The following is a 23,523-nucleotide window of genomic DNA, read 5'->3' on the forward strand; positions in this document are numbered from 1 at the left end:
CGAGTGCGCGGGCCCGGCCGCTCCGGCGCGGACGGGGGCGGGGGCCGTGTGACACGATCAAGGGATGCTGCGACTCACCGACTTCATCATCGACTGTCCGGACACCATGGCGCTGGCGGGCTTCTACTCCGAGGTGACGGGGCGGCCCGTGAAGGCGGACAGTACCGCGGACTGGGCCGGAATCCGGTTCGGGGAGATCGAGTTGGCGTTCATCCGCGTCGACGGCTTCCGGGCACCGCAGTGGCCCGACACCGAGCATCCCAAGCAGTTCCACCTCGACTTCGAGGTCGACGACATCGAGGCCGAGCAGGAGCGTGTGCTCGGCCTCGGGGCCACGCTGCGGCAGGACTTCATCGGGCCCGAGGGGTACGGGTGGCGGATCTACACCGACCCGGTCGGCCATCCCTTCTGCCTCTGCCGCAACAAGGGCGTCGTCTGGACCGAGCGGGGGCCGGTCTGGCCCGGGCGCGAGTGACCCGTCGTCGTGCGTGAGCTCTTCGGCGGGGTGCCGGCCGATGTCCGCGCGCCCGTGGACGCGGCCGCGTTGAGGGAGGCGGAGCGGCGGCTCGGGCGGGCGGTGCCGGCGCGGCTGGGCGCCCTGCTGCGGGAGACCGACGGGGTGGCCGACGCGTACGGGACCGACGTCGTGTGGCCGCTCGCGCGGATCGTCGAGCAGAACCTGATGTTCTGGTCCGGCGAGGCGTTCGCCGGGCTCTACATGCCCTTCGACCCGCTGCTGTTCTTCGGGGACAACGGCGGGGGCGACCAGTTCGCCCTCGTCGTCACGCCCGAGCGGGACGACGTCTTCGTGTGGGACCACGAGACCGACAGCCGCATCTGGGTCGCCGGGGGGATCGACGAGTATCTGCGGCGCGCCCTCGCCGACGACGGGGACGCGGGCGGGGACTGGTGGCGGTAGCCGTTACGCGGTAGCTGATTGCCCGTACGGGTTACTTTCCGTGACCCTGAGGTCGTTTTGGCGGATGAACGGGTGGACACAGGGTCCGATCAGACGCCAAGGCGACGGGATGCGCACGGAAATGGGACGGGCGATGAGTGACAAGTGGGTGCGGGGAGTGCTGCGCTGCGTGATCGGCGTGATGGGGGTGGCCGCCGTGCTGATGCTCTGCGGGAGCCTGGCGGGCGCCGCGTACGCCGACGGGACGGCCGGCGGGTCGAGGAACGGGCCCCGGGTGGGGCTGGTGAACGCCGGCTTGGGGCAGGTCGACGACCCCGCCGAGGTCGTGCCGGAGCACGTGCTGCTGGTCAGCGAGGGTCAGGTGCGGAACTGACGTCCGCCAGGAGGTCGTAGGTTCCCCGCAGGGCGGCCGTCGTGCGGGGGTCCGCCGGGCGTAGGGGCGGGCGGACCGGGCCCGCGGGCAGGCCGAGGGCGGGGAGCAGGGCCTTCGCCGTCACCGTGCCGGGGAGGCCGCCCGCCATCATCGCCTCGATCAGCGGGATCAGCCGGTGCTGGAGGCGCACGGCCTCGGCCGTGTCGCCCCTGTCGAAGGCGTCGAGGACGGAACGCACGGCGGACGGGGCCACGTTGGCCACCGTGCTGACACACCCGGCGCCGCCCACCGCGTACAGCGCCAGGTTGTGCTCGTCGCAGCCCGCATAGTACGCCAGGCCGGTGCGGGCCATCACCTTCTGCGCGGCCAGGAAGTCGCCGGAGCAGTCCTTCACCGCCACGATCCGCGGGTGCTCGGCCAGCCGCAGCAGGGTGTCCGGCTCGACACGGACGCCGGTGCGGGTCGGGATGTCGTAGAGGACCACGGGGAGTCCCGTCGCGTCGGCGGTCTCACGGAAGTACGCCTCGACCGCGTCCTGCGGGGGGCGGCTGTAGTACGGGGCGACCAGAAGGAGGGCGTCGGCGCCCGCCCGCTCGGCCTCGCGGGCCAGGGCGGTGGTGTGCGCGGTGTCGGGGGTGCCCACGCCGGCGACCAGCGTGACGCGGGTGCCGACGGCCTCCCGTACGGCCGCGATCAGCGACCGCTTCTCCGCGTCCGTCGTCGTCGGGGACTCCCCGGTCGTGCCGGACAGCACGAGGCCGTCGCAGCCCTGGGCCACCAAGTGGCCGGCCAGCCGCCGGGCGCCGTCCAGGTCCAGCGCGCCCGAGGCGGTGAAGGGGGTGATCATCGCGCACAGCGTGCGGCCGAGGGAGGGAGGCGTGGTCGTCATGGAAGTAGTGTCGGCTCCCGCACGGTGAAGGTCCACTTACAGGTTTTGACCATTATTCGTAAGTGTTGCTTGAGGGATAGGGCGGAGTGGGCGGGGGTACTCGGGTGGCCCCACCGAGAGGAGGCGCACCGTGGCCGGAACCATCCAACAACGGCCCGTCCGTGACGAGCACAGCGTCGGCGAGCTCGTCGGCCAGGCCACCGAACAGATCTCGCGACTCGCACGGCAGGAAGTGGCGCTCGCCAAGGAGGAACTGGCCGAGAAGGGGCGCCGGGCCGGAGTCGGCGGCGGGATGCTGGGAGCGGCGGGGGCGTTCGGTTACGCGGGGCTGCTCGCGCTGGCCGCCACGGGAATCGCCGCGCTCGACCTGGTGCTGCCGCTGTGGGCTGCGGCGCTGATCATCACGGGCGTGCTGTTCCTGATCGCCGGCGTGCTGGCGCTCACCGGACGCGGGCAGCTGCGCCGGGCCACGCCGCCCAAGCCGGAGCGGACGATGGGCAGCGTCAAGGCCGACGTCGAGGAGATCAAGGGAAGGGCACACCGATGACGCACGACGTGAGGGGCTCGGCGTCCCCGTCGGGAGCCCACGTGGACGCCGGCAGTGAGGCGGCGCGCGGGGCCAAGGGCCCGGACGAGCTGCGCCGGGAGATCGAACGGACCCGTCACGAACTCGGCGACACCGTCGAGGAACTGGCCGGGAAGATGGACGTCAAGGCACGGGCCAGGGCACGCGCCGACGAACTGAAGGACCGGGCCGGCGCGATGAGCGTGCAGATGCGCAGCAGCGCCGCCCACGCCGGCGAGGTCGGCAAGCAGCACCGCACGCAGCTGATGGCCGCCGCGGGCGCGCTGGTGATGCTGGCCGTGGGCGCGGCCGTGATGGCGCAGCGCCGCCACCACTGAGCGGGACGGCCGCGCGGCCGGGAGAACCGGTACCGGGTGCAGGGCGGCGGGGGACGGGAGCGGACACCCGCTCCCGTCCCCCGCCGCCCGCTGCTGCCGGAGCGACCTCAGGCCGGGGTCACGGCTTGAAGCGCAGGACCTGCGGGTCGTGGTCGCTGATCTGGTCGTGGAACTCCGCGTTGATGTGCACGCTGTCGTAGCTGAACGAGCACTGGCGGCGGATCGACGGGCTGATCAGGATCTGGTCGAGCGCCTGGCTGTTGCCCTGGTACACGTACGAGTAACGCTCCGACGCGGGCAGCGACTTGATCGCCGACCAGAGGACGCCGTCCCCCTCCATGATCCGGGTGGTGCGGGAGAACTCGAAGTCGTTGATGTCGCCGAGCGCCACGACCGCCGCGTTCTTCTGGACCTTGAGGATCTTCGCGGTGAAGTCGTGGACCTCCTGCGCCTGGAGGTGACGCTGCGTCTCCGAGCCACGCACCGGCGGCTGGTACCGCGAGGTCAGTCCCTGGTCGCCGCCCTTGGACGAGAAGTGGTTCGCGATCACGATGACCGTGCGGCCGCGGAAGACGAACTCGCCGGCCAGCGGCTTGCGGCTGTCCTCGAACGCCGCCGAGTCCGGGGCGATCCGGCCGGGCGACAGGGTCAGGGCGGCCTTGCCGCGGACCTTGACGACGTCGGCCGGCGTGGTGGCGTCGCCGCCGGGCCGGTCGGTGAAGGACACGCGCGCCGGGTTGAACAGGAACGCCTGACGGATGTTGCCGCCCGGCTCGCCGCCGTCCTGCTTGTCGGCCGGGTCGACGGCGCGCCAGTCGTAGCGCGGGCCGCCGGCCGCCTCGACGGCGTCGATCAGCTTCGCCAGCGTGACGTCGGCGGCGACCGTGCCGTCGTCCGTGGCGCCGTTGTTGTCCTGGATCTCCTCCAGGGACACGATGTCGGGCGAGGAGAGGCGGTGCACGATCGCCTCGGCGTGCGCGGCGAACGTGTCGTCCGACGGGTCGAGGTTCTCCACGTTGTAGGTGGCTATCGCGAGTTCGGAGCGGTGCTGCGCGCGGGTCGCCTCGCGCTCGGTGCCGCCCGCCTCCAGCGTGCCGAGCTCGCTCGCGACCAGGGTGTAGCCGCCGTACTGGTTGTAGTCCAGCGGGCCCGTGGTGGCGCCGGCGAGGACGTCGCCGACGTTCGCGTCGGGGAAGTCGGCGGCCTTGCCCAGCGACTGGATCTGGATCCGGCCGGTGTTCTGCGCGTCGTACGAGCCGTAGACCGTCCCGCCCCGCTTGTTCCGGTTCTCCCGCGGCTTCACGGTGACCCACAGCTCGGTGTACGGGTCGGTCGCGCCCACCACGCGGGCGTCGGCCACCCGGACGTTCATGCCCTCCAGCGACTCGTACAGGTCGAGGGCGTACCCGCTCGGGCGCAGCGTGAGGGCGTCGACCGAGCCGCCGGCCGCCGGGTCGCCCTGCGGCGCGTACGCGGCCGGGACCGTGCGCGCGTCGAGGACGGCCGGGGCCGGGACCGGGTTGCCGTGCGAGACGACCGTGACGGTGGGTCTGGTGATCTCGGTGACCGACTGGTTGCCGGAGGACGCGCCGCCGGGGACGAACTCGGTGACCGTGCCGGAGACGAAGACCTCGTCGCCCACCGCGACACCCTGCGGGGTGGAGCTGGTGAAGACGAACACGCCCTCACTGGTGGCCGGGTCGGCGTCGGGGGCGGGGTCCTGGATCCAGAAGCCGCGGGACGAACCGTAGGTACGGATGCCGGTGACGATGCCGGTCACGTCGGTGACCTGCCGGCCGGCGAACGGCGACACACGCGTGTCGCCCTGGATGTCGTGGATGCGCACGGACTCGGCGTGCGCGGGCGTCGTCAGGACGACGGTGGACGCCGCGGAACACACGGCGGCGACGGTGAGCGCGGCGAGGCGCGCGGACGGCTTGCTCGGCAACGGATTCCCTCCGGGGACCGGAACGAGGGTGGGGCGGGCGCGGTGCGGGACACACCCCGTCTACGCGCGTCAATGTCCAGCCTGCCCAAGCCACTTGTCAAGGTTTCGGCCATGTGGGCCGCACGACGCGGAGAGGAAGCGGGCGGCATGGGTGGAAATCCGTCTAGGCTGAGCGGCTGAGACGTAGAGGGCACTAGGAGAAACAGCCGATGTCAGACAGCTCCATCCTGCCGCCGGCGCGGTTGCGCCCCGAAGCGGAGCTGGCGCGCGACGCCCTGTCCACTCCGGTGCTGTCCCGGGCCGCCCGGCTGGCCCGCTGGGCAGGCCCCGCGACCCGCGTGGACGCGGGCGGCGGACTGGTGGACGAGCAGCTCCCGGACGCCGCCGCGGAGTTGGGCCTGAGCGGGGAGGACGCCGCGGCCGACGCGAGCGAGGCCTGGCGGGTCGCCGTGGACACCGGGCTCGTCGAGGTGGTCGACGAGGAGGAGGGCACCGTCCGCGCGGGCGACGAGCTGTCGCTGCTCACCGGGGGATCGCCGCAGGACGTGCTGAACGTGTGGCTCGGCGCCCTGGAGACCGTGCTGGGCGACGCGAGCGTGCCCGACCTGGGCGGGCTGGTCGACGCCATCGCCGGGGGCGAGGGGTCGGGGGAGCTGGACCTCGACGCGCTCGACTGGAACCCGGAGGCCGAGGCGGAGTTCCTCGACGGGGTCCTCGGCAACCTGTACCTGCTGACCGTCGGCGAGGACAAGGCCGGCGACGCGCCGGTGCCGCTGCCCGCGCTCGCCGCCTCCGTCATCGTGCCCGACGACATGGCGGAGCCCAGCAACGACGTCCTGGAGCAGGTGTCCGACGCGATGATGCGGCTGGACGACCAGTTCCGGATGCTGGAGCCGGTCGGGCTCGTCGAGTACCAGCCGGTCGACGAGGCGCTGATGGCCGACGCCGACGAGGAGCCCGCCGCGCCGGTCGACGACACGGACGTCGCCCGCTACGGGCTGGTCCGGCTCACCCCGCTCGGGCTGTACGGGCTGCGCGCCCGGCTGCTGGAGGCGGGCTTCGAGGCGCCCGCGGTCGGCGACCTCGCCGACAAGGGCGCCGACGCGCTGCTCGACGGCACGGCCGTCTACCCGCCGGCCGCCGCCCACGCCGAGACCGAGCACTGGCTGGAGCGGCGCCGGCCGCTGGAGGCCGCGCGGGAACTGCTGGCCGCCGCGCGCGGCTCCGACGAGGGGGCGCCGCTGCGGAGGCTGCGCTGCCAGCAGGCGCTGTCGCTGGTGGGCACCGCCGCGGAGCCCGCGCTGCGGGAGGTGCTGGACGACGCCGAACTCGGCGGTCTGGCGCGGGTGTGGCTCGCCGAGCACGGGGCCGCGGACGTGCCGCCGCCGTCCGAGGCGATGATCTTCTGGCTCACCGTCGACACGGTGGCCGCGCAGCTCTCCGCCGAAGGCAACTCCGAGGAGCTGCGCGCCCTGGTGGAGGGGCTGGCCCGGCAGCACAGCGGCTTCTTCGACACGGCGTGGAGGGTGGACCACCCGGCTACCGCGGACGTCCTGGAGGCGATGGGACGCCTCCACCCGGACAAGAAGATCGCGAAGGAAGCGCGGAAGGCGGCGTTCAAGGCGCGGTCGCAACAGGGGAACTGAAAAGGCGCCGGTCATTTAATCGCTCGCCCGGCCGAGGGCCGTCCTCCTACAGTGATGCACGTCCGGTTCGAGAACCGGACGGCACAATCTCATGCACCTCCCGGTGCGCGGGCTGCGGCTACTTCGGCGACCGCGCTGCGGGCCGCGGAGGCGGACCTCGTCGAGTTCGGCACGACGAGCAAGGCGGTGCGGTTCCGCCGGGGCGAGTCGGTGCTGAGGGTCCTCGGCCGGTTCGGGAACCTCGGCGGCACCGACACGACCGAGGCGGTGCGCCGGCACTACCGGGGGCACGACCGGGTGCTGATCGTCACCGACGAGCAGTACGCCCCCAGCTCGCACGGCGACCCGACCGAGCAGGTCCCGGCGGACGTGCCGGTCCACACCTGGAACCTGGCCGGGTACCGCGCGGGCCACGGCCCGTCCGGCGCGGCGAACCGGCACACCTTCGGCGGTCTGTCCGACGCGGCCTTCCGGATGGTGCCGCTGCTCGAGGCGGGACGCGACGCCGACTGGCCGTGGACGGCGGCCGCCTGACACGGACGCCGGGCACCCCGTGAGGGGCGCCCGGCGCCGGTCGTGCCTGCCGCGGGTGACTACAGCGCCTGGCCGGCCGGCTTGACCATGCCGCGGACCGTGCGGCCCTTCACGAACTCGCCCATCGCGGTCATCTCCCACTCGCCCGAGTACTGCCGGATCAGCTTCGCCATCATCACGCCCGTCTGCGGCTCGGCGCTCGTCAGGTCGAAGCGGACCAGCTCCTCGCCGGTGGACGCGTCCAACAGGCGGCAGTACGCCTTGGCGACCTCGGTGAACTTCTGGCCGGAGAACGAGTTCACGGTGAAGACCAGGCCGGAGACCTCCATGGGGAGGCGGCCCAGGTCGACGGTGATGACCTCGTCGTCGCCGGCGCCCTCGCCCGTGAGGTTGTCACCGGAGTGCTGGATCGCGCCGCCGAGGATCTGCAGCTTGCCGAAGTAGCAGCTGTCGACGTGGTTGCGCTGCGGGCCGAAGGCGATGACCGAGGCGTCCAGGTCGATGTCCTTGCCGCGGTAGGCGGGCTCCCAGCCGAGGCCCATCTTCACCTGGGACAGCAGCGGGCGGCCGCCCTTCATCAGGGAGACGGTCTGGTTCTTCTGGAGGCTGACCCGCCCCTTGTCCAGGTTGATCTTGCCGGTGCCGGGCGCGGCGGCCGCCGGGGCCGGGGGAGCCGCCGGGGCGGGCGGCGCCTGCGGGGCGGTGGCCGGGGGAGCGGGCGGTGCGGCCTGCGGGGCCACCGGCTGCGCCGGGGCGGCCGGCTCCTCCACGGAGACGCCGAAGTCCGTCGCGATGCCGGCCAGGCCGTTCGCGTAGCCCTGGCCGACCGCGCGGACCTTCCAGGCGCCGTTGCGCAGGTAGATCTCGACGACCACCAGGGCCGTCTCCGAGCCGAGCTGCGGGGGAGTGAAGGTCGCCAGGACGGCGCCGGTGTCCGCGTCGCGGACGGTCGCGGTGGGCTCGATGCCCTGGAAGGTCTGGCCCGCCGCGTCGGGGCTCGCGGTCACGACGATCTTCTCGATGCCGGGGGGTACGGCCGCGGTGTCGACCGTGATGGCGTCGGGCGCCGTGCCCCCGCCCGAGCGGTAGGTCACGCCCGGGCCCGAGGGCTGGTTGTAGAAGATGAAGTCGTCGTCGGAGCGCACCTTGCCGTCGGCGGTGAGCAGCAGGCCCGATACGTCGAGCCGCACGGGCGCGGCGACGTCCACCGCCACGCGGGCGGTGGGAAGAGGGATGTTCGAGCCGGGGGTCATAGCTGTCATGCCGGGTGAACGAGCGAGGGCGTTTTACCGTTCCCTTACCCGGGGCCGAACGGGGAGGCGGGGAATTTACCTCGCCCCCGCCGCCCCTGCCCGTCCCATCCTTCCGGGGCCCCGCCCCGACCCCGCTCCTCGAACGCCGGAGGGGCTGGACGTCTCGCCTACGGCACCACCACGATCTTGCGGCCCACGCCCGCCGCGAACTGCTCCAGGGCCTGCGGGTACTGCTCCAGGGGAAGGCGGTCGCTGATGAAGACGTCGGGGTCGAGGACGCCGTTCGCGAACAGCTCCGCCGCGCGCTCGTAGCTGTGCAGGACGGCCATCGAGCCGGTGATGGTGATCTCCTGGTTGTAGATCCGGTACGGGTCGATCTCCACCCGGGTCGCGTAGTCGGTGACGCCGAACTGGAGGAACGTGCCCGCCTTGGCGACCCGGCCGAGGCCGTCCTGGATCGCCGCCGCGTTGCCGGTCGCGTCGATGACCAGGTCCCAGCCCTGCGGGCGGTCCAGCTCGTCCGGGGTGGCCGCGGACGCGGAGACGCCGAGCTTGCGGGCGGTTGCCAGACGCGCCGGGTTCAGGTCCACCATGTCGACGCTCGCCGCGCCGGTCCGCTTGGCCAGCTCCAGCATCATCAGGCCCATGGTCCCGGAGCCGTAGATCAGCACGTGGGCGCCGAGCCGCGACCGGAGCACGTCGTAGCCGCGCACCGCGCAGGACAGCGGCTCGACGAGGGCCGCGTCCTGGGTGCGGACGTGCTCGGGGAGCTTCACGCAGTTCGCCACCGGCGCGACCGCGTACTGCGCGGCCCCGCCCGCCGTGGTGACGCCGATCGCCGCCCACCGCTCGCACAGGTTGTTGTGGCCGGTACGGCAGTAGCGGCACTCGTAGCAGTACAGGGAGGGGTCGACGGCCACCTGGTCGCCGAGCGCCACCTCGGTGACCTGTGAGCCGACGCCGACCACCTCGCCGGCGAACTCGTGCCCCGGCACGATAGGCAGCTTCGGCGCGAACTCGCCCTGAAGGATGTGCAGATCGGTTCCGCACAGCCCGCACGCGGCGACCTCGACGACGACGTCCCTCGGGCCCGGCGTCGGGTCCGGGACCTCGGTGACGACGGCCCGGCCCACGGACTCGATGACGGCGGCCTTCATTTCACGGCTCCCAACGACAGGCCCTGGACGAGTTTGTCCTGGGCGGCGAACCCCGCGGCGAGCACCGGCAGGGAGATGACGAGCGACGCGGCGCACACCTTGGCCAGGAACAGGCCCTGGCTGGTGATGAAGCCGGTCAGGAAGACGGGGGCGGTCTCGGCGACCACGCCCGTCAGGACCCGGGCGAACAGCAGCTCGTTCCAGCTGAAGATGAAGCAGATCAGCGCCGTCGCCGCGATGCCCGGCAGGGCGATCGGGGCGACCACCCGGGCCAGCACCGTCGGCAGCCGGGCGCCGTCGATCTGGGCGGCCTCGATGACCGCGACCGGGACCTCGGCGAGGAAGGACTGCATCATCCACACCGCGATCGGCAGGTTCATCGAGGTGTAGAGGATGACGAGCAGCCAGACGTTGTCGAGCATCCCGGCGTTCTTGGCGAACAGGTAGATCGGCAGCAGGCCGGCCACCACGGGCAGCATCTTGGTGGAGAGGAAGAAGAACAGGACGTCCGTCCACCGCTTCACCGGGCGGATGGACAGGGCGTAGGCGGCGGGCAGGGCCAGCAGGAGGACCAGCAGCGTCGACGTCACGGACGCGACCGTCGAGTTGATCAGCGCGGGCCAGGGGCTGGCGCCGCCGTCCGCGCCGAAGAACTCGCGGTAGCCGTCCAGGGTGAGGGCGGCGCCCCACGAGGGCGGGTTGGTGGCCGCGTCCGTCTCGGAGTGGAAGGACGTCAGCGCCATCCAGGCGATGGGCAGGAAGAACACGATGCCGGCCAGCCAGGCGACCAGGCCGAGACCCGCTCCGCCGCGGAACCGGCCGCGGGTGCGTACGGCGGTGCTGCTCATGCGCGGGACACCTCCTCGCGGAACAGGGACGAGACCACGCGCAGGGCGAAGGTCGCGATGACGATGGAACCGATGACGACCAGGACGCCGGCCGCCGAGGCGAGGCCGTTCTCGTGCGCCTGGTAGAAGGTCTGGTAGACGGTGTAGGGCAGGTTGGCGGTGCCGAGACCGCCGGACGTGAGGGTGAACACCGCGTCGAAGTTCTGCACGATGTAGATCGAGCCGAGCAGGGCGCCCAGTTCGAGGTAGCGGCGCAGGTGCGGCAGCGTGATGTGCACGAAGATCTGCCAGTCGCTCGCGCCGTCCACGCGGGCCGCCTCCAGCTGCTGCTGGTCCCGGCTCTGCAGCCCCGCCAGCAGGATGAGCATCATGAACGGTGTCCACTGCCACACCAGGGACGCCTGCACGGCGAGCAGCGGGGTGCCGGAGATCCAGTCGGGCTGGGGGCCGCCGACGTAGTGCAGCAGGCCGTTGAGCAGGCCGTACTCCGGGTTGTAGAGGACGTGCTTCCAGAGCAGGGCGGCGGCGACCGGCACCACCAGGAACGGCGCGATGAGCAGGGTGCGCACGACCGCCCGTCCCCGGAACTTCCGGTCCAGCAGCAGCGCGAGCAGCAGTCCGATCACCAGGCTGGCCAGGACGACGCCCACGGTCAGCAGGACGGTCGTCCAGACGGACTTGCGCAGTGCCGGGTCGGTCAGCACCTCCTGGTAGTTGGCGAATCCGGCGAAGTGGCGGGCGTCGGGGTAGAGGGAGTTCCAGTCGAAGAAGGAGATCACCAGGGTCGCCACGAACGGCAGCTGGGTGACCACGATCATGAAGATCAGGGCGGGGAGCAGCGGGGCGCGGGTGGCCCAGGCGCGCAGCCGGGCGGAGGGCCGGCCCGGTGCGGCGGACGTCTTCGGTGCGGCCGGAGGGGCCGTGGTCGTGGCGGTCATCGTCCCTCGTACTCCTCGGCGATCTCTTCTGCGAGCTGCTGGGACTTCCTCAGGGCCGTCTCGACGGACTGGCGTCCGGCGATGGCCGCGCTGATCTCCTGGGAGACCTTGGTGCCGAGATCGGTGAACTCCGGGATGCCGACGAACTGGATGCCGGGCGCCGGGCGGGGCTGGACGCCGGGGTCGTCGGGGCGGGCCTGCTCGATGGCCCGCTTGGTCATCTCCTGGAAGGCGGAGGCCTCCGCCTGGTAGTCGGGGTTGGCGTAGGTGGAGGCGCGCTTGCCCGCCGGGATGTTGGACCAGCCGATCCGCTCGCCGGCCAGCTGCTCGTACTCCTTGCTGGACGCCCAGGAGACGAACTTCCAGGCGTTGTCCGGGTTGCGGGAGGCGTTCTGGATGCCCCACGCCCAGGTGTAGAGCCACCCCGACGACTCCGTCTTCTCCACCGGCGCCGGCGCGTAGCCGATCTTCCCGGCGACGGGGGAGCCGTCGGCCTCCAGGGAGCCGGCCGCGGACGTGGCGTCGTACCACATGGCGACCTTGCCCTGGGTGAGGTTGTTCAGGCACTCGGCGAAGCCGGCCTGGGGTGCGCCGGACTCGCCGTGTTCCCGCACCAGGTCCACGTAGAAGTTGACGGCCTCCTTCCACTCGGGGGAGTCGAGCCGCGCCTTCCAGTCCTCGTCGAACCAGGTGCCGCCGAAGGTGTTGACCACGGTGGTGAGCGGCGCCATGACCTCGCCCCAGCCGGGCAGCCCGCGCAGGCAGATGCCCTTCATGCCGGGCCGGGCGCCGTCGGCCTGCGCCGCGAGGTCGGCCACCTGCTGCCAGGTGGGCCGCTCGGGCATCGTGAGGCCCTTCTCCGCGAAGACGTCCTTGCGGTACATCAGGAACGACGACTCGCCGTAGAACGGCTGGCCGTACAGCTTGCCGTCCTCACCGGTGAGCGACTGCCGCATCGGTGCGAGGATGTCCCGCTGGTCGTACGCCCTGTCCTCGGCGACGTACGGGTCCATCTCCTTCAGCCAGCCGTTCTTGGCGTAGATGGGTATCTCGTAGTTGGACAGGGTGGCCACGTCGTACTGGCCGGCCTGGTTGGCGAAGTCCTGGCTGATCTTGTCGCGGACGTCGTTCTCCGGCAGCACGGTGAAGTTCACCTTGATGCCGGTCTCCTTGGTGAAGTGGGCGGCGGTCAGCTTCTGCAACTCGACCATCTGCGAGTTGTTCACCATCAGGACGTTGATGGCGTCGCCGCCGGATCCGGCCCCGCCCGCTCCGACCCAGCAGCCGGAGAGCAGCGGGGCGATCAGCGTCCCTGCGGCGGCCGTGGCGAGTACGCCTCGTGGCCTCCGTCGGCTCTGGGTTCGCATGGATCGCTCCTGGACGTATAGGGAGACATCGGGCGTCACCTGGCATGGCTCGGCCCCGTGGGGACGTGTGACGGTGTGGGGTTGAGGGGGGCGGGGTGCTTGGTGCTTGGTGCTACACCCGGACGACCTGCGGTCCGAGCAGGGAGTAGCGGTGGGCCTCGGAGGCCGGCAGCAGGGTGCTCGTCACGATCGCCTCCAGCGCGCCGACCTCGGCGAACCGGCAGAAGCTGACCGCTCCGAACTTGGTGTGGACACCCGCGAACACCACGCGGCGGGCGGCCCGCACCGCCTGCGCCTTGACCTCGCTGACCGCCGGGTCGGGCGTGGTCAGGCCGTGTTCGCGGGAGATCCCGTTGGCGCCGATGAACGCCAGGTCGATGACGAAGCCGGCGAGCATCTTCGTCGTCCAGTGGTCCACGGTGGCGAGCGTGCCCGAGCGGACGCGGCCGCCGAGCAGCAGGACGGACGCGTTGCCGTTCTGCGCGAGCGCGCCCGCGACCGGGAGGGAGGCGGTGACCACGGTGAGCGGCCGGTCGGCGGGCAGGGCCTCGGCGATGAGCTGCGGGGTGAAGCCCTCGTCGACGAAGACCGTCTCGGCGTCCCCGAGCAGCTCCGCCGCGGCGGCGGCGACCCTGCGCTTCTCGGGGACGTGGCTGGTGGCGCGGAACGCGAGCGTCGTCTCGAAGCCGGCGCTCTCGACGGGGTAGGCGCCGCCGTGGGTACGGCGGACCAGGCCGTGGTCCTCCAGGGCGCGGAGGTCGCGGCGGACGGTCTCCTTGGCCACGCCCAGGGTGGCGGCGAGCGCGGTCACGTCGACCGAGCCGGTGGCTCGGGCCACCCGCACGATCTCGCGTTGACGCTCTTCGGCCGTTCTGGTGGCCATGGCCGGACCCCTCCTCCTGCTCGCTTGCCCGTTCGGGCCTCTGCAGGAAGTTGTACAGCGGGGGCGGGGTGCTGACCAGGCCTGTTACGGGTCCGTTGGTGCCCGGTTGTGCCCGGATGGGCGGGCGGGGGCCCGGCTCGGACCTGGGTGGGGGGTGGGAGCGGGCAGGGCGGACGCCCGTTTCTTGACGCCGGGGCGTCCGTTTCCCGCCCGTTCGCTCGGGCGGGGGTGCGATTTCCGCCTACGCGAGCGGGGCGCCCCTCCAGGGGCGCGGGGAACGGCGCGACCAGCCCGTGCCGGGCGGGGGCGGGTCTCTAAGGGGCGCGCTGCGGAGGTGCCGCCTGCGCCCACCCGTGCCGCCCCAAGCGGCACGACTGCCCGCAGTCGGCGGGGCGGGTGCGCCCCGTCAGGGGCGCGGGGAACTGCGCGATCGGCCCGCGACGGGCCGCGGACGGCGTACGGCGGGTCATGGCAGGCGGGGTGCCGTCGGGGGGCGCGGGTTCAGGCGGGGGTGCGCTGCGGAGGTGCCGCCTGCGCCCACCCGTGCCGCCCCAAGCGGCACGACTGCCCGCAGTCGGCGGGGTGGGTGCGCCCCGTCAGGGGCGCGGGGAACTGCGCGAGCAGCCCTCGACGGGCCGCGGTCGGCGAACGGTGGGTCATGGCAGGCGGGGGGCCGCCAGGGGCGTGGGTTCAGGCGGGGGTGCGCTGCAGAGGTGCCGCACGACTGCCCGCAGGCTGGGTCAGGGGCGCGGGGAACTGCGCGATCGGCCCACGCCGGGCCGCCGGTCGCAGACGGGCCGTCAGTAGGGCCAGATGGGAGGGTCGGTCACGAAGTGACCTCCGAGGTACGCGTGGGACGGGTCCGACGCGGACAACTCGCCCTGTTCCGCGACCAGCTTCTCCGCGAACACCTCCGAGTCGTCCCGCGGCTCGTACCCCAACGCCCGCGCGGACCCCAGGTCCCACCACAACCGCGTGTTCGCGGAGGAGCCGTACACCACCGTGTGCCCCACCCCCTCCGCCGTCAGCGCCGCATGGAACAGCCGCGCCCCGTCCGCCGGGCTCATCCACACCGACAGCATCCGCACACTCGTCGGCTCCGGGAAGCAGGAGCCGATCCGCACGGACACCGTCTCCACCCCGTGCTTGTCCCAGTACAACTGCGCAAGATCCTCGCCGAAGCACTTGGACAGCCCGTAGAAGGTGTCCGGCCGGCGCGGGGTGTCGACGGGGATCAGCGGGTCGTCGCCCTGCGGACGGGGGGTGTGGCCGACGGCGTGGTTGGAGGACGCGAACACGATCCGGCGCACGCCTTCCTCACGCGCGGCCTCGTACAGGTGGTACGTCCCCTCGATGTTCGCCTTGAGGATCTTGTCGAAGGACGCCTCCAGCGAGATCCCCGCCAGGTGCACGACCGCGTCGACCCCCCGCACCGCCTCCCGCACGGCGTCCCGGTCGCCGAGGTCCCCGACGATCGCGTCGGGCGCACCCTCCGCCGGCCGCATGTCGAACAGCCGCAGTTCGTACCCGTACCGCGGAAGCAGCTCCCGCATCAGCGTGCCGAGACCGCCGGCGGCGCCGGTGAGCAGGACGGTGCGGGGAGCGGGCATCTGCGGGTCTCCTTGCGGCGCCGGCCGGAACGGACGGAACGAACGTGCAGGTGGACGCACGGCGTTCATGTGTGTGGACACGCTAAAGAGCCCGCACGCGGCCCGTCAAGTATCCGCGACCCACCTCTCCGGCGTCAGCCGCGCGCAGCGATTCGCTTGACCCGGCTCCCCGCGCCGCCTTAGCGTGACCCTGTTCAGAAATATGGACGGCAATCAAGAATATGGACCACGACCAGGGAGAGCTTGTGACGTCAGCCCCTCTCGCCGCGCGACTCAGTATCCCCAGCGGGCCGCTGTTCTTCCCGGTCACCGCCTACGGACCCGACGGCGCCGTCGACCCCGGCACGTTCCGGCTCCACGTACGGCGCGGCGTCGAGGCGGGGGCCGCCGCCGTCTTCGCCTGCTGCGGCACGGGCGAGTTCCACGCGCTGACGCCCGAGGAGTTCGAGACCTGCGTGCGCGCGGCGGTGGAGGCCGCCGAGGGGCGCGTCCCGGTCGTCGCCGGCGCCGGCTACGGCACCGCCCTCGCCGTCCGCTACGCCCGCCTCGCCGAGGACGCCGGCGCCGACGGGCTGCTCGCCATGCCGCCGTACCTGGTCAAGGCCGGGCAGGAGGGGCTGCTGCGCCACTACCGCGAGCTGGCCGCCGCGACCTCCCTGCCCGTGATCGTGTACCAGCGGGACAACGCCGTCCTCACCCCCGCCACCGTCGTCGAACTCGCCCGCACCGACGGCATCGTGGGCCTCAAGGACGGCTACGGAGACCTCGACCTGATGCAGCGCACGGTCAGCGCCGTGCGCGCGGGCGGCGTCGAGGACTTCCTGTACTTCAACGGGCTGCCCACCGCCGAGCTGACCCAGCCCGCCTACCGCGGTCTCGGCGTCACCCTGTACTCGTCGGCGGTGTTCTGCTTCGTGCCGGAGATCGCCCTCGCCTGCCACACCGCCCTGCGCACCGGCGACGAGGCGACCGTGCGCCGCCTGGTCGACGGCTTCTACCGGCCGTTCGTCGACCTGCGCGACCAGGGCCAGGGGTACGCCGTCTCGCTGGTCAAGGCGGGGGTGCGGCTGCGCGGGCTGGACGTGGGGGAGGTCCGCCCCCCGCTGCACGAACCGGCCGGGGATCATCTCAAGCAGCTCGCTCATCTCATCGAGCGGGGACAGGCGCTGCTCGAGGAGGGCATGTGAAGGCATCGGCGTTCGTCTACCCCTGGGACGTCAACGGGGACCCGGGGGCGCCCACGCGGCTCGCGGATCTGGGCACCGCACAGGCGACCCTCGCCTCCGCCTACCACTCCACCCGCGCGCTGACCCCCCGCCATCCCCGGCACCGCGTGGTCACCGCCGAGTACGCGGCCGTGCTGTACCCGCCCGAGGAGTCCCGCTGGTCCGGCCGCGCCCTGCGCCCCCACCCGGCGGGCGACTGGGCGCCCGGGGACGCCTTCGGCGAGGCCGCCGCCACGCTCACGGACGCGGGCCTGGAGGTGCACACCTGGGTGGTGCTCGCCCACAACTCCCGTCTCGGCGCCGAGCATCCGGGCACCTCCGTGGTCAACGCCTACGGCGACCGCTACCCGTGGGCGCCCTGCGTCGCCCAGCCGGACACCCGCGCCTATCTGACGGACCTCGCCGCCGAGGCGGCCGTGCGTCCCGGCGCGCGCGGCACCGAACTGGAGTCGCTCGGCTGGTACGGCCTGGCCCATCTGCACGCCCACGACAAGACCGCCGGGGTGCCGCTCGGGGACGCCGGGCAGTACCTGATGTCCCTGTGCTTCTGCCCCGCCTGCCGGGACGGCTACGCGACGGAGGGGCTGGACGCGGACGCGCTCGCCGCCGCCGTACGGGACGCCCTGGACCCGGTGTGGCGGGGGGAGGCGCCGTCCGGGGGCGGCTGGGCGGGTGTGGAGAAGCTGCTCGGCGACACCCGGGCGAACGCCACGCGCGCGTGGCGCGACCGCACGGCCCGCACCCTGCAGGAACAGGCCGTCGCCGCCGTGCGCCGGGCCGCGCCCGAGGGCTTCCAGGTGCTGCTGCACGCCGACCCGGTGTCCTACCACTGCGGCGCCAACGCCGGCGTCGACCCCGCGCACGTCCTCTCCGTCGCCGACGGCGTGGTCGTCCCCTGCACCGGCGACCCCGACCCGATCGGCGCGTTCGCCCGCGAGAGCCGGGAGGGAGCCGTGCTCGCCGCCAACCTCACCGTCGTCTCCGGCATGGGCGGCAGCCCCGGCACCCTCGCGGCCGACGCGGACGCGGCGCGCCGCCTGGGCGCGACCGAACTCCGGCTCTATCACGCGGGACTGGCGTCGGACGCGGACCTCGCGGCCGTACGGTCGGCGCTGGCCGGCCTCTGAGCGAGGAGCACCGCCGCCGTCACCCCCAGCACCACCCCGAGGACGGACAACGGCACGCGATGGCCGAGGAGTTCGACCGTCGCCGCGCCCGCCGCGAGTCCGATCACGTTCGGGGTGTACACCAGGGTGGTCGCGGTGGCGGTGACCCGGCCCAGCAGCGGTCCGGGCGTGCGACGCTGCACCTCCGTGAGCACGGCGATCAGCGCGGCGGGCAGCCCCACGCCGACCGCCGCGGCGCTCGCCCACGCCACCGGGTCGTGCGGCACCGCGCGCAGCGCCACGGCGACGGCCAGGAGACCGATGCCGTACGCGGCGAACCGCCGTGCGCCCAGCCGCCGCAGGGCCGGCCCCGAGAACAGCCCCACCGTCACCGACCCCGCGCCCTGCACGGCGTACAGCAGACCGGCGTACGCGGGGGAGTGGCCCAGGTCCTCGACCACCGCGTACGTCAGCGCCCCGCTCACCCCCGCGCACAGCATGGTGACCCCGCCCGCCAGGACCAGCGGGCGCAGCACGGCGTGCCCCCGCAGGTGCCGGACACCCTCGGCGGTCGCGCCGCGGCCGCCCTCCCGCGCCCGGTCCGGCCGCTCCTCCCGTACCCGCAGCGACACGTACACCAGCGCCGCCGCCAGGAAGCTCGCCGCGTCCAGGACGGCGACACCTGATCCGCCGTACGCCGCGTAGAGACCCGCGCCCGCCAGCGGGGCGAGCAGCTTCATGCCTTCGTTCGCCGTCATCCGCAGCCCGTTGAAGTCCCCCAGCAGGGAGCGGTCCACGGCGCCCGCGACCAGCGCCGACTCCGCCGCGTCGTGCACCGTGCCGGCCGCGCCGTACACGAACAGCACCGCGTACAGCAGCCACAGCTCCTCCGGTCCGTCCACGGCGCACAGCGTGAGCAGCAGCGCCGCCATGCCCAGGCTCAGCACGATCAGCAGCGGCCGGCGCCGGTACCGGTCGGCGAGGGTGCCGAGCACCGGACCGGCCAGGGTGGGCGTCCACATCGCGAGCAGGCACAGCGCCGCCAGTCCGTCCGATCCGGTGAGGTCCTTGACCCACACCCCCGACGCCAGCCACAGCGCCGAGGTGCCGAACCCGGACACCACCACGGCCGTCAGGCACCGTCCCGCCGTGCGGTCGCGCAGCACGCGGACCGCCGTCCATCTCGTCGTCATGCCTGGTCATCGTGGTCCTAAGGCGGCGGCGACGGCATCGGGCGGATGCCTTAGGCGGCGGACGGGGGCGGGCGCCGGACCCGTCCGCCGATGAGTTCCGCGGCCGCGGCCGGTCACCCCTTCGTACGCCACCGCCTCCCGGGAGCAGCCATGACCGACACCCCGCTCGACCTCGGACCGCAGACCAGGATCGTCGCCCGCCTGGCCGAGGGGGTGACCGACGCGCGGCTGGCGGGCGGTACCCCGTGCCCGCAGTACGCCGTGCGCCATCTCCTGGGCCACCTCCTCGGGCTGGCCGTCGCCTTCCGCGACGCGGGCCGCAAGGACTTCGGGGTCACCACGGACACCGGTCCGCAGGAGACCCTGCCGGACGTCGGACCCGCCTGGCGCGCCGAACTGCCCAAGGCGCTCGGCGAACTCGCCGAGGCCTGGCGGGACCCGGCGGCCTGGACCGGCATGACCCGGGCCGGGGGCATCGACATGCCGGCCGAGGTCACCGCGGCCGTGGCCCTCGACGAACTGGTGATCCACGGCTGGGACCTGGCCCGCGCGACCGGACAGCCGTACACGCCCGACCCCGCCGCGCTGGAGAGCGCGCACGCCTTCCTGCTGGCCGCCGCCGAGGAGGACGACCGGGGCGGGGGCATCTTCGGCCCCGTCGTCCCCGTCCCGGCCGACGCCCCGCTGCTGGACCGGACGATCGGCCTCAGCGGCCGCGACCCGGGCTGGACCCGGCCCGCGTGAGCAAGGGCCCGGACCGCGCGGAGGGGGAGCGCGGCCCGGTCCCGCACCGAGAGCCCCGCGGCCCGTGACGCGCGGTGACGCGGGGCGTCCCGCGCACGCCGGGCCACGGGGCGTCCTGCGCACGCCGGGCCACGGGGTGTCCCGCGCACGCCGGGCCACGGGGGCACGCGGTCCCGCGCCGTCCGGACCCGCCGTCCGCCCGCACGACCGGTCATGCCTCACCAGGCCGAACAGGGCTTCTCCGCCCCCGGTCGCGAGCCGCGCCGACCGATGACGCCCGCCCAGTCGGCTGTTCGCCCGCCGAGCCGACCACCGCCGCGGTGCCTGCGGCGAACGGATCAGCCCGCGCGCGGACCCCTTCGCCCGCTTTCGGCGGCTCCGCCCCCTGCCGCCGCCACCGCGCCGCCTGAGGCAACCTCACCTTCCTTTGTCGAAAGCATTGACGAACCCCCGGTCCGCTCCTACGGTCATCCGCGTCGTACTTCGTACGTCATATATGAGACGCGATACGCGAGATCCGATACGCGATCCGACGCGAGATCCGAGAGGCGCGCATGACCTCTGTGCCCACGCCGATCCCCTCCCGCACGCAGTACGTGCTGGAGGAGATCAAACGCCGCATCCTCACCGGCCGGCTCACCCCCGGCCAGGCCCTGGTCGAGACCGACCTGGCCGCGCAGTTCGGGGTGTCCAAGACCCCGGTGCGGGAGGCGCTCAAGACCCTGGCCGGCACCGGACTGGTGGTGATGAGCCAGTACAAGGGCGTCACGGTGCGCATGGTCGACGCGGACATGGCGCGCGAGGTGTACGACGTGCGGCTGCTGCTCGAACCCGAAGCGCTCAAGCGGGCCGTGCGCCGCGGCGCCTCCCTCGACGACGCCCGCGAGGCGCTCACCCGCGCCGACGGGGCCACCGACACCGCCGAACGCTCCCTGGCCAACCGCGAGTTCCACCGGGCCCTCTACCTGCCCTGCGGCAACCCGCTGCTCGGCCGGATGCTCGACGAGGTCCGCGACCAGGCAGCCCTGGTCTCCGCGGTCGCCTGGGCCGCCGACCCCTCCTGGGAGCGCGAGGCCGACGAGCACCGCGTGATCCTCGACCTGGCCCTCGCCGGGGACGCGGACGGCGCCGCCCGCGCCCTGCACGCGCACATCGCGTCCTTCGTGCGACGCGCCTTCCCCGAGGCGGGGTTCGAGACGGAGTTCGTGGCGGCGGAGGAACACCGGAAGGACGGTCAGGCATGACGACGACGTCTCCCACCGAGGCGCGCGCACCCCGGGCGGCCGGGTCCCCGTCGTTCGAGGCGCAGCGCGCGGCCCTGGCCGGCGTGGTGGCGATCCCCGTCACCCCGTTCGCCGAGGACGGCTCGGTCGACCCGGACACCTACCGGGCGCTGCTGCGCCGCCTCCTCGACGGGGGCATCACCACCCTCACCCCCAACGGCAACACCGGCGAGTTCTACGCCCTCACCCCCTCCGAGCGGCGCCTCGTCACCGAACTGACCGTCGAGGAGGCCGGCGACCGCGCCGCGATCCTGGTGGGCGTCGGCCACGACGTGCCCACCGCGGTCGCCTCCGCGCGGCACGCCCGTGACCTCGGCGCGCAGATGGTGATGGTGCACCAGCCGGTTCACCCGTACGTCTCGCAGAGCGGCTGGGTCGACTACCACCGGGCCATCGCCGAGGCCGTGCCCGAGCTGGGCGTCGTCCCGTACCTCCGCAACGCGCAGCTCACCGGCGCCCGGCTCGCCGAACTCGCCGACGCCTGCCCGAACGTGATCGGTGTGAAGTACGCGGTGCCGGACGCCGCACGGTTCGCCGCGTTCGCGCGGGACGCGGGACTGGAACGCTTCGTATGGGTGGCGGGGCTCGCCGAGCCGTACGCCCCCTCGTACTTCTCGGCCGGCGCGACGGGCTTCACCTCGGGCCTGGTCAACGTCGCCCCGTCGGTGTCGCTGACCATGCTGGAGGCGCTGCGCTCCGGCGACTACCCGACCGCCATGAAGGTGTGGGAGCAGATCCGCCGCTTCGAGGAACTGCGTGCCGCCAACGGCTCCGCCAACAACGTCACCGTCGTCAAGGAGGCCCTCTCCTCCCTCGGCCTCTGCCGCCGCGAGGTCCGCCCGCCCAGCAGGCCGCTGCCCGAGAGCGAGCGGGCCGAGGTCGCCGCCATCGCCGCGGGGTGGTCGATATGAGCCCCCGCAAGTCTCCCGAAGAGCTCCGCAGCCACCAGTGGTACGGCACGGACGGACTGCGCTCGTTCAGCCACCGCGCCCGCACCCGCCAGCTCGGCTACCTGCCCGAGGAGCACCTGGGCAAGCCGGTCGTGGCGATCCTCAACACCTGGTCCGACATCAACCCCTGCCACGTCCACCTGCGCGACCGCGCGCAGGCCGTGAAGCGGGGCGTGTGGCAGGCGGGCGGCTTCCCGCTGGAGTTCCCGGTCTCCACCCTCAGCGAGACCTTCCAGAAGCCGACGCCCATGCTCTACCGCAACCTCCTCGCCCTGGAGACCGAGGAGCTGCTGCGCTCCTACCCGGTCGACGGGGCGGTGCTGATGGGCGGCTGCGACAAGTCGACGCCCGCCCTGCTGATGGGCGCCGCGAGCGCCGGACTGCCCGCCGTGTTCGTGCCCGCCGGGCCGATGCTGCCCGGGCACTGGCGCGGCGAGACCCTCGGCTCCGGCACCGACATGTGGAAGTACTGGGACGACAAGCGGGCCGGCGTCATCGGCGACTGCGAGATGCAGGAACTGGAGAGCGGCCTGGCCCGCTCGCCGGGCCACTGCATGACCATGGGCACCGCGTCCACCCTGACCGCCGCCGCCGAGGCGCTCGGCGTCACCGTGCCGGGCGCGTCCAGCATCCCGGCCGTGGACTCCGGACACGACCGGATGGCCGCGAAGGCCGGCATGACGATCGTCGACCTCATCCACAAGGACCGCCGGATCGGCGACATCCTCACCGCGGAGGCGTTCGAGGACGCCGTGACGACCGTCCTCGGGCTCGGCGGCTCCACCAACGCCGTCATCCATCTGATCGCCATGGCGGGACGCGCGGGGGTGAAGCTCACCCTCGACGACTTCGACCGCGTCGCCCGCACCGTCCCGGTGCTCGCCAATGTGCGGCCGGGAGGACAGACGTACCTGATGGAGGACTTCCACTTCGCGGGCGGGCTGCCCGGGTTCCTCTCCCGCATCCCGGACCTGCTGCACCTGGACCGGCCCACCGTCTGCCACGACACCCTGCGCGACCAGCTCGCCGGGGCGCGCGTGCACGACGACGACGTCATCCGCACCCGTGACAACCCGGTCGCGGCCGAGGGCGGGGTGGCCGTGCTGCGCGGCAACCTCTGCCCGGACGGCGCCGTCATCAAGCACATCGCCGCCGAGCCGCACCTGCTCGCACACACCGGGCCCGCCGTCGTCTTCGACGACTACAAGGAGATGCAGCGGACCATCAACGACCCGGCGCTGGGCATCACCGCGGACAGCGTGCTGGTGCTGCGCAACGCGGGCCCCAAGGGCGGCCCGGGCATGCCCGAGTACGGCATGCTGCCGCTGCCCGACCATCTGCTCAAGCAGGGCGTGCGCGACATGGTCCGGATCTCCGACGCCCGCATGAGCGGCACGAGTTACGGCACCTGCGTGCTGCACGTCGCACCCGAGTCGTACGTCGGGGGGCCGCTCGCGCTGGTGCGCACCGGCGACCCGATCACCCTTGACGTCGAGAACCGCACCCTCACCCTCGACGTGGACGACGAGGAGCTGAACCGGCGCCGCGCGGAGTGGACGCCGCCGCCCGCCCGCTACGAGCGCGGCTACGGCGCGCTCTACAACGACCAGATCACCCAGGCCGACACCGGCTGCGACTTCGAGTTCCTCGCCCGGCCGGGCACCGTCCAGGACCCGTACGCGGGCTGACCCGTCCACCCGGGCGGGCCCGGCCCCCGCACACCCGTGCAGAAAGCGCTTCCTATCGCGCTTGA

At 73.1% G+C, this 23,523-nt stretch carries 22 protein-coding genes and 1 pseudogene; 13 read left to right on the forward strand and 10 right to left on the reverse strand.

The features are described from left to right. The first annotated feature begins 64 nt into the window (after nucleotides 1–64). The 3 genes from ACQZOG_RS09115 (at nucleotide 65) to ACQZOG_RS09125 (ending at nucleotide 1,292) form a co-directional block, all read left to right on the forward strand. Complete coding sequence (locus ACQZOG_RS09115; RefSeq protein ID WP_359520783.1) at nucleotides 65–475, forward strand: VOC family protein; 411 nt, start codon at nucleotides 65–67, stop codon at nucleotides 473–475. Between the two features lie 9 nt (nucleotides 476–484). After that, nucleotides 485–919 carry an SMI1/KNR4 family protein gene (locus tag ACQZOG_RS09120; RefSeq protein ID WP_193456407.1) on the forward strand — a complete coding sequence of 145 codons (435 nt, stop codon included), beginning with the start codon at nucleotides 485–487 and terminating at the stop codon, nucleotides 917–919. 133 nt (nucleotides 920–1,052) lie between these two features. Then, nucleotides 1,053–1,292 (forward strand): hypothetical protein, encoded by a 240-nt coding sequence (locus ACQZOG_RS09125; protein WP_058915888.1) that lies wholly within the window; start codon nucleotides 1,053–1,055, stop codon nucleotides 1,290–1,292. Here ACQZOG_RS09125 and dapA read toward each other — a convergent pair. After that, nucleotides 1,267–2,181, reverse strand: coding sequence for a 4-hydroxy-tetrahydrodipicolinate synthase (gene dapA, locus ACQZOG_RS09130; protein ID WP_037638959.1), 915 nt, complete (start codon nucleotides 2,179–2,181; stop codon nucleotides 1,267–1,269). The two genes, ACQZOG_RS09125 and dapA, sit on opposite strands and share 26 nt — an antisense overlap. A 130-nt stretch (nucleotides 2,182–2,311) precedes the next feature. Between dapA and ACQZOG_RS09135 the strand changes: the two genes are divergently transcribed. Together ACQZOG_RS09135 and ACQZOG_RS09140 are read left to right on the forward strand one after the other, a co-directional pair. Continuing rightward, complete coding sequence (locus ACQZOG_RS09135) at nucleotides 2,312–2,728, forward strand: phage holin family protein (RefSeq protein WP_033275696.1); 417 nt, start codon at nucleotides 2,312–2,314, stop codon at nucleotides 2,726–2,728. Nucleotides 2,729–2,769: 41 nt separating this feature from the next. Beyond that, on the forward strand, nucleotides 2,770–3,084 hold the full coding sequence (locus ACQZOG_RS09140; protein ID WP_106963399.1) for a DUF3618 domain-containing protein: 315 nt from the start codon (nucleotides 2,770–2,772) through the stop codon (nucleotides 3,082–3,084). A 118-nt stretch (nucleotides 3,085–3,202) separates the two neighbouring features. Here ACQZOG_RS09140 and ACQZOG_RS09145 read toward each other — a convergent pair whose 3' ends face one another. Beyond that, nucleotides 3,203–5,032: an endonuclease/exonuclease/phosphatase family protein gene (locus ACQZOG_RS09145; RefSeq protein WP_193456405.1), complete on the reverse strand. Its 1,830-nt coding sequence runs from the start codon at nucleotides 5,030–5,032 to the stop codon at nucleotides 3,203–3,205. Nucleotides 5,033–5,241: 209 nt separating this feature from the next. Between ACQZOG_RS09145 and ACQZOG_RS09150 the strand changes: the two genes are divergently transcribed. Both ACQZOG_RS09150 and ACQZOG_RS09155 read left to right on the forward strand, forming a co-directional pair. Then, nucleotides 5,242–6,678 carry a hypothetical protein gene (locus ACQZOG_RS09150; protein WP_193456404.1) on the forward strand — a complete coding sequence of 479 codons (1,437 nt, stop codon included), beginning with the start codon at nucleotides 5,242–5,244 and terminating at the stop codon, nucleotides 6,676–6,678. Between the two features lie 126 nt (nucleotides 6,679–6,804). Next, nucleotides 6,805–7,212, forward strand: a pseudogene (locus ACQZOG_RS09155) (TROVE domain-containing protein); the annotation flags it as partial. A 59-nt stretch (nucleotides 7,213–7,271) separates the two neighbouring features. Here ACQZOG_RS09155 and ACQZOG_RS09160 read toward each other — a convergent pair. From ACQZOG_RS09160 to ACQZOG_RS09190, 7 genes are all read right to left on the reverse strand, one after another. Then, nucleotides 7,272–8,465 (reverse strand): TerD family protein, encoded by a 1,194-nt coding sequence (locus tag ACQZOG_RS09160; RefSeq protein ID WP_193456420.1) that lies wholly within the window; start codon nucleotides 8,463–8,465, stop codon nucleotides 7,272–7,274. Between the two features lie 167 nt (nucleotides 8,466–8,632). Then, a complete protein-coding gene (locus ACQZOG_RS09165) occupies nucleotides 8,633–9,622 on the reverse strand; it encodes a zinc-dependent alcohol dehydrogenase family protein (protein ID WP_261674858.1) in 990 nt (329 codons plus the stop codon). Beyond that, nucleotides 9,619–10,470 (reverse strand): carbohydrate ABC transporter permease, encoded by an 852-nt coding sequence (locus ACQZOG_RS09170; RefSeq protein ID WP_033275689.1) that lies wholly within the window; start codon nucleotides 10,468–10,470, stop codon nucleotides 9,619–9,621. The genes ACQZOG_RS09165 and ACQZOG_RS09170 overlap by 4 nt, the downstream gene beginning before the upstream one ends. Further along, nucleotides 10,467–11,408, reverse strand: a complete 942-nt coding sequence (locus ACQZOG_RS09175; RefSeq protein WP_033275688.1) for a carbohydrate ABC transporter permease — start codon at nucleotides 11,406–11,408, stop codon at nucleotides 10,467–10,469. Before ACQZOG_RS09175 ends, ACQZOG_RS09170 begins: the two co-directional genes overlap by 4 nt. After that, complete coding sequence (locus tag ACQZOG_RS09180) at nucleotides 11,405–12,775, reverse strand: ABC transporter substrate-binding protein (RefSeq protein WP_033275687.1); 1,371 nt, start codon at nucleotides 12,773–12,775, stop codon at nucleotides 11,405–11,407. Before ACQZOG_RS09180 ends, ACQZOG_RS09175 begins: the two co-directional genes overlap by 4 nt. Before the next feature lie 112 nt (nucleotides 12,776–12,887). Further along, the gene (locus ACQZOG_RS09185) at nucleotides 12,888–13,658 is read right to left on the reverse strand and encodes a DeoR/GlpR family DNA-binding transcription regulator (RefSeq protein ID WP_033275686.1); all 771 of its coding nucleotides are present in this window, start codon (nucleotides 13,656–13,658) and stop codon (nucleotides 12,888–12,890) included. A gap of 800 nt (nucleotides 13,659–14,458) precedes the next feature. Next, entirely contained in the window at nucleotides 14,459–15,268 is an 810-nt protein-coding gene (locus ACQZOG_RS09190) for an NAD-dependent epimerase/dehydratase family protein (RefSeq protein ID WP_033275685.1), read from the reverse strand. Nucleotides 15,269–15,513: 245 nt separating this feature from the next. On the opposite strand from ACQZOG_RS09190, the gene ACQZOG_RS09195 reads away from it, so the two are divergent. Beyond that, nucleotides 15,514–16,455 (forward strand): 5-dehydro-4-deoxyglucarate dehydratase, encoded by a 942-nt coding sequence (locus ACQZOG_RS09195; protein WP_037643726.1) that lies wholly within the window; start codon nucleotides 15,514–15,516, stop codon nucleotides 16,453–16,455. Next, a complete protein-coding gene (locus ACQZOG_RS09200) occupies nucleotides 16,452–17,621 on the forward strand; it encodes a hypothetical protein (protein WP_430741425.1) in 1,170 nt (389 codons plus the stop codon). The genes ACQZOG_RS09195 and ACQZOG_RS09200 overlap by 4 nt, the downstream gene beginning before the upstream one ends. Here ACQZOG_RS09200 and ACQZOG_RS09205 read toward each other — a convergent pair. After that, nucleotides 17,558–18,793 (reverse strand): MFS transporter, encoded by a 1,236-nt coding sequence (locus ACQZOG_RS09205; protein WP_403261287.1) that lies wholly within the window; start codon nucleotides 18,791–18,793, stop codon nucleotides 17,558–17,560. The two genes, ACQZOG_RS09200 and ACQZOG_RS09205, sit on opposite strands and share 64 nt — an antisense overlap. 150 nt (nucleotides 18,794–18,943) lie before the next feature. On the opposite strand from ACQZOG_RS09205, the gene ACQZOG_RS09210 reads away from it, so the two are divergent. The 4 genes from ACQZOG_RS09210 (at nucleotide 18,944) to araD (ending at nucleotide 23,458) form a co-directional block, all read left to right on the forward strand. Then, nucleotides 18,944–19,537: a TIGR03086 family metal-binding protein gene (locus tag ACQZOG_RS09210; RefSeq protein WP_365164747.1), complete on the forward strand. Its 594-nt coding sequence runs from the start codon at nucleotides 18,944–18,946 to the stop codon at nucleotides 19,535–19,537. Between the two features lie 554 nt (nucleotides 19,538–20,091). After that, nucleotides 20,092–20,781: a GntR family transcriptional regulator gene (locus ACQZOG_RS09215; protein WP_033275680.1), complete on the forward strand. Its 690-nt coding sequence runs from the start codon at nucleotides 20,092–20,094 to the stop codon at nucleotides 20,779–20,781. Further along, nucleotides 20,778–21,731, forward strand: coding sequence for a dihydrodipicolinate synthase family protein (locus ACQZOG_RS09220; protein ID WP_051724547.1), 954 nt, complete (start codon nucleotides 20,778–20,780; stop codon nucleotides 21,729–21,731). Before ACQZOG_RS09215 ends, ACQZOG_RS09220 begins: the two co-directional genes overlap by 4 nt. Further along, entirely contained in the window at nucleotides 21,728–23,458 is a 1,731-nt protein-coding gene (araD, locus tag ACQZOG_RS09225; protein WP_359672776.1) for an L-arabinonate dehydratase, read from the forward strand. Before ACQZOG_RS09220 ends, araD begins: the two co-directional genes overlap by 4 nt. Nucleotides 23,459–23,523 lie beyond the last annotated feature (65 nt).

Origin of the sequence: Streptomyces sp. P13-3-3 (assembly GCF_050571355.1) — a bacterium.
In the GTDB taxonomy this organism is placed as follows: domain Bacteria; phylum Actinomycetota; class Actinomycetes; order Streptomycetales; family Streptomycetaceae; genus Streptomyces; species Streptomyces althioticus.

Bases quoted from the DNA above. Each gene is read 5' to 3' on its own strand.
- ACQZOG_RS09220 (WP_051724547.1), top strand. From the start codon at position 20,778: ATGACGACGACGTCTCCCACCGAGGCGCGCGCACCCCGGGCGGCCGGG.
- ACQZOG_RS09190 (WP_033275685.1), bottom strand. From the start codon at position 15,268: ATGCCCGCTCCCCGCACCGTCCTGCTCACCGGCGCCGCCGGCGGTCTC.
- araD (WP_359672776.1), top strand. From the start codon at position 21,728: ATGAGCCCCCGCAAGTCTCCCGAAGAGCTCCGCAGCCACCAGTGGTAC.
- ACQZOG_RS09170 (WP_033275689.1), bottom strand. From the start codon at position 10,470: ATGAGCAGCACCGCCGTACGCACCCGCGGCCGGTTCCGCGGCGGAGCG.
- ACQZOG_RS09150 (WP_193456404.1), top strand. From the start codon at position 5,242: ATGTCAGACAGCTCCATCCTGCCGCCGGCGCGGTTGCGCCCCGAAGCG.
- ACQZOG_RS09115 (WP_359520783.1), top strand. From the start codon at position 65: ATGCTGCGACTCACCGACTTCATCATCGACTGTCCGGACACCATGGCG.
- ACQZOG_RS09185 (WP_033275686.1), bottom strand. From the start codon at position 13,658: ATGGCCACCAGAACGGCCGAAGAGCGTCAACGCGAGATCGTGCGGGTG.
- ACQZOG_RS09210 (WP_365164747.1), top strand. From the start codon at position 18,944: ATGACCGACACCCCGCTCGACCTCGGACCGCAGACCAGGATCGTCGCC.
- ACQZOG_RS09175 (WP_033275688.1), bottom strand. From the start codon at position 11,408: ATGACCGCCACGACCACGGCCCCTCCGGCCGCACCGAAGACGTCCGCC.
- ACQZOG_RS09165 (WP_261674858.1), bottom strand. From the start codon at position 9,622: ATGAAGGCCGCCGTCATCGAGTCCGTGGGCCGGGCCGTCGTCACCGAG.
- ACQZOG_RS09180 (WP_033275687.1), bottom strand. From the start codon at position 12,775: ATGCGAACCCAGAGCCGACGGAGGCCACGAGGCGTACTCGCCACGGCC.
- ACQZOG_RS09125 (WP_058915888.1), top strand. From the start codon at position 1,053: ATGAGTGACAAGTGGGTGCGGGGAGTGCTGCGCTGCGTGATCGGCGTG.
- ACQZOG_RS09215 (WP_033275680.1), top strand. From the start codon at position 20,092: ATGACCTCTGTGCCCACGCCGATCCCCTCCCGCACGCAGTACGTGCTG.
- ACQZOG_RS09160 (WP_193456420.1), bottom strand. From the start codon at position 8,465: ATGACCCCCGGCTCGAACATCCCTCTTCCCACCGCCCGCGTGGCGGTG.
- ACQZOG_RS09205 (WP_403261287.1), bottom strand. From the start codon at position 18,793: ATGACGACGAGATGGACGGCGGTCCGCGTGCTGCGCGACCGCACGGCG.
- dapA (WP_037638959.1), bottom strand. From the start codon at position 2,181: ATGACGACCACGCCTCCCTCCCTCGGCCGCACGCTGTGCGCGATGATC.